Annotated in this window: 4 protein-coding genes; 3 read left to right on the top strand and 1 reads right to left on the bottom strand. The window is 49.2% G+C overall.

The genetic code is table 11. The features are described 5' to 3' along the window. The first annotated feature begins 347 nt into the window (after nucleotides 1–347). Complete coding sequence (locus QQ91_RS09315) at nucleotides 348–749, top strand: phage holin family protein (protein ID WP_039728604.1); 402 nt, start codon at nucleotides 348–350, stop codon at nucleotides 747–749. Between the two features lie 44 nt (nucleotides 750–793). Here the strand turns inward: QQ91_RS09315 and QQ91_RS09310 are convergent, their stop codons facing one another. Beyond that, nucleotides 794–1,861 carry an IS4 family transposase gene (locus QQ91_RS09310; RefSeq protein WP_039726301.1) on the bottom strand — a complete coding sequence of 356 codons (1,068 nt, stop codon included), beginning with the start codon at nucleotides 1,859–1,861 and terminating at the stop codon, nucleotides 794–796. Nucleotides 1,862–2,160: 299 nt separating this feature from the next. Here QQ91_RS09310 and QQ91_RS09305 point away from each other — a divergent pair, with 299 nt between their 5' ends. Together QQ91_RS09305 and QQ91_RS09300 are read left to right on the top strand one after the other, a co-directional pair. Next, nucleotides 2,161–2,649, top strand: a complete 489-nt coding sequence (locus tag QQ91_RS09305) for an orange carotenoid protein N-terminal domain-containing protein (protein WP_039727322.1) — start codon at nucleotides 2,161–2,163, stop codon at nucleotides 2,647–2,649. A 531-nt stretch (nucleotides 2,650–3,180) separates the two neighbouring features. After that, on the top strand, nucleotides 3,181–4,068 hold an 888-nt coding region (locus QQ91_RS09300; RefSeq protein WP_166284011.1), incomplete at its 3' end, for a GTP-binding protein.

Below are 4,068 nucleotides of genomic sequence, written 5' to 3'. Positions count from 1 at the left end.
AAGTGTATCTCACGAGACTGGAAAAGGCTGTAGACGGATCAAACACTAATCTAGGGAAAAATCCGCCTCAAAGTAGACGCCAAGGATAGGTTTAGAAGCTTAAAGTAGCGACATTGACTAATTTGCCAGCTCTGTTGATTTGACTCACTCGCGTTATGAATGCAATAGCCGAAGTGAGGCAAACGAATACTGTTCGGCATTAATTCACCACCCGTTAATCCCTACTCTGAACATCTCTAAAGCATCGTATGCGGGGTGGGCTGAGAGAAATCGGTGTTGAGATTTTGCCTAATGCTATTCGTCATTGACTGGGAATTATTTCATTTTTTGCAAGTAGGAGAATGACTATGTGGAGCATTTTTTTGTCAGGATTAGCCACTGCGCTCAGTTTGCTGGTCGTGGATTTGGTTGTGCCCGGTGTCAGGATTGAGACGATCGCAGCTGCCGCGATCGCAGCGGCTTCAGTCGGTTTAGTCAACGCCTTTATTAAGCCGATTTTGCAAACCATTTCGATTCCGATCACGATCTTGAGCTTTGGCTTATTTGCGATCGTGGTGAATGGCTTATGCTTCTGGCTCTCTTCCCTCGCGGTTCCCGGTTTTTATGTGAAGGGAATTTTAGGCTTCGTGCTTGGCCCCATCGTACTGTCCTTTGTCAGCACAGCGCTGAGCAACTATCTCACCAACCATGCACCAGCTTTCATGCGTGATAGTTCTGACTTGAGTGCCGAAAATCCTTCACAGTCGTAAGTCATAAGGCCATTTGGCTTTAGATGCTATGAGTGGGGCGCATCTCAGTACAAGGACAAAAGTTTTAGAGCCTGATTAAATTCAGAACGCCGCAGGGAGAAGTCCGAGAAAGTGCGCCTGAGAAAGTCACAACCGTAGCGGAACAAACTCTTCGCTCTACGCCCATGAGCTTTTAGTGGAATGGGGTGTTGCTGGTGTTGCCAAAGACCGGTGAGCATGGCCCAGCAGAAGGCCAAAGCCAACAGCGCTATCAACTTGCTAAGCCGTTCGGCGTGGCAGAAATGAGTCGATTCGAGATTGAAGCCCCGTGTTTTCAAGGTCGCAAACAGCGTCTCAATGCCCCACCGCAAACGATAATCGGCGAAGGCGGTTTGAGGCTGATGACCAGTCGCGAGAATGAGCAGTTCGCCATCTTCCAACCGGGTGGCGACGATGTAGACCCGACGACCCCAGACCCAGCGCTTGCCAGAGAGATGGCGCTGCTCGCCGACCTTCAAATTGGCAAAGACTCGCTCCCCTGTTTGGCGCTGCTTCCCGGAGCGCGAGCTAATGCGGTCACTGTGACGCAGTCGGAGCCGAAACGGGATGGCATCCGGCACCAGCAAGAAGCTACACCACTCTCGACCCACGAATTCTCGGTCTCCTGTCAGACAGCGAATCTGGGCGTTGGGGAAGACGCGCTCGAAGCGTTCGAGCAAATCCATCCGCTCGTCACTATTGCTGTTGCCGCGTTTATCCAGCATCGTCCACATCACCGGAAAGGCGACGCCCTCGTGGACAATACCCAGCATCAGGATGTTGAAATTAACCGTGCCGAAGGACCAGTTGGTGCGGTCGAGGCTCAGCGTCCAAGGCTCAGGAATTTGACTCCAACTCACGACAGCCTGAGCAATTTCCTCAAAGTCAATGACAAACTTACGAAAGAAGCGGGTCAAACGCTTATGGTTTGAGGCACTCTGCGCCCGATTGGCAAAGACCGAGGCGAGCCTCTCTAAATTGACGGTTTCGACGCGAAACAGCGCCACGAGGAACAGTGCTAGGAAGGTGAGTCGGGCTCCATGCCAAGACAAGTGGGGACGCAAAGCGGCTTGAATTCGGGTAATCTCGGTCATGAGGTGGTAGACGTTAGCGGTGTGGTAACTTCTAGCTCACCGCCTCGCTCCTCGATTTGTCAAATCCCGACCACGGTTAGCTTGCAGCTTTCACCGCCATAGTTTTGTCCCTGTACTTTGCGGATAATCATCTCTCTCGAATGAGAGAGAGTTTTTCTGGCGGGGGCAGGATGTCAAAAGTCTTGGAATTAAGTGATCCTTGTCATAAGAACAACTTGTACTTTGTGTGCTGATTCACAGTAACTGACTCAGTAGCTCTTGGTTCATGCTTGTTTATGGAGCAACAGAGGATTTCTTGAATGACGACTTTTTCTAATGCCGTCAATAATCTTGAGAAAGCTTGCAAAATTTTTCGCGGATTGAGCGTTGATGATCAACTCGCTTGGTTGTGGTTTGTCTATCGAAAAATGGGCCAGTCGATTACCCCTGCTGCACCAGGGGCGGCAGCAGCGAAAATTGCCGAAGGGTTGTATGAGCAAGTGAAGCAGCAGTCCAAACAAGATCAACTAGCTGCGATGAGGGCGATCGCTCACAAAGATCCCAACAACCTCATCAGTCGTGAGTACGGTTCTTTGAGTACAAACACTAAACTGGCCTTTTGGTATGCTCTAGCTATTGGTATGGATCGCGGTGAGATTATCGCCATGCCTGACAATTACGAATTCAGTCAGCAAGGACAAGAATTGCTAGCAGCGATCGAGACGCTGGATTTTGAAGCTCAGATCACACTATTAAGAAACGCCGTAGAACCGATGGGGGCTGCTCCTAGAGCTGACGAAACCATCTAAATAATTAACCTGCTAGTGGATGATCGCTGTCCAGTTCACGGCGGTGATTAGTTAAAGCTCATTACGCAAAAGAAGCCTAAGCAGCCGCTTAGGCTTCTTGCAGCAGACAGTCCTCAGCACGTCTCTACAACGCTTTAAAGACAATGGCTTCACTGATTAACCTCTTCCATATTAAATGCGAGAGAGTAGCAAAGCACCTCTCCCCGGTAGTGTCAGACGGCGTAAGTTGCTCAGACTTAAAGAGCACTAGAACTTGGACTTCTGGATGACTAAGGCTTGTTAGATCAAAAATGCTCGTCAATGAGCGAGAGACGGTGTCTGAGCAAAACAACCTATCGTGGGGACTTACATATTTCGGTCATGACACTTTACAATTAGCAATGCTGCCATTTTTTGAAGTTAGCGTGGGTATGTTCTGACAGCCAGAGTGCAAACGCCCCTCTATTGAGGCAGCAAAGATACCTTGCAGACGACTATCATCATAAATAGTCGTCATTAATGGTTTGTCGCACAGAAATCTAGAGAGCAGTTATGAAAAAGGACCTTACGCGATATCGCAACATTGGCATTTTTGCCCACGTGGATGCTGGTAAAACCACTACTACTGAGCGGATTTTGAAGCTCACGGGCAAAATCCACAAGATTGGTGAGGTACATGAAGGTGCGGCAACTACAGACTTCATGGAGCAGGAGCAAGAGCGCGGCATCACAATTCAGTCTGCCGCCACGTCTTGCTTTTGGAAGGATTGCCAACTCAACATTATCGATACGCCAGGGCACGTTGACTTTACGATTGAAGTCTATCGTTCCCTGAAAGTGTTAGATGGCGGCGTGGGCGTCTTTTGCGGATCTGGTGGGGTGGAACCCCAGTCAGAAACGAACTGGCGCTATGCTAACGACTCCAAAGTGGCACGGCTGATTTACGTCAATAAGCTAGACAGAACCGGTGCCGATTTTTATCGCGTCGTTAAACAAGTGGAAGAAGTGCTAGCCGCAACACCTTTAGTGATGGTGCTGCCGATTGGTACCGAAAGTGACTTTGTGGGCGTTGTTGATCTCCTAACTCGCAAAGCCTGGGTTTGGGATGATAGTGGCTTGCCCGAAAACTACGAAATCACCGACATTCCTGAAGACATGAAGGAACAGGTAGAAGAGTATCGCGAAGCGATGGTTGAGCTTGCGGTTGAGCAAGATGAAGAAATCTTGATGAAGTATCTCGAAGGTGAGGAAGTCACCATCGACGAAATCAAGCAGTGCATCCGTAAAGGAACCCGCAACTTGGCATTCTTCCCAACATTCTGTGGATCGTCTTTCAAGAACAAAGGCGTACAAAATGTGCTAGACGCAGTGGTTGATTATTTACCAGCACCCAACGAGGTTCCGCCACAGCCGGAAATTGATCTGGAAGGTAACGAGACT

It is taken from the genome of Lyngbya confervoides BDU141951, assembly GCF_000817775.3.
Taxonomy (GTDB): Bacteria; Cyanobacteriota; Cyanobacteriia; order Thermosynechococcales; family Thermosynechococcaceae; genus Lyngbya; species Lyngbya confervoides.
Note: the sequence above shows the minus strand (reverse complement) of the source record. Positions and strands in the feature narration are given on the sequence as shown.

What these genes read in the sequence shown, in the direction of transcription:
- QQ91_RS09315 (WP_039728604.1), top strand. Translation starts at nt 348, where the DNA reads ATGTGGAGCATTTTTTTGTCAGGATTAGCCACTGCGCTCAGTTTGCTG.
- QQ91_RS09310 (WP_039726301.1), bottom strand. Translation starts at nt 1,861, where the DNA reads ATGACCGAGATTACCCGAATTCAAGCCGCTTTGCGTCCCCACTTGTCT.
- QQ91_RS09305 (WP_039727322.1), top strand. Translation starts at nt 2,161, where the DNA reads ATGACGACTTTTTCTAATGCCGTCAATAATCTTGAGAAAGCTTGCAAA.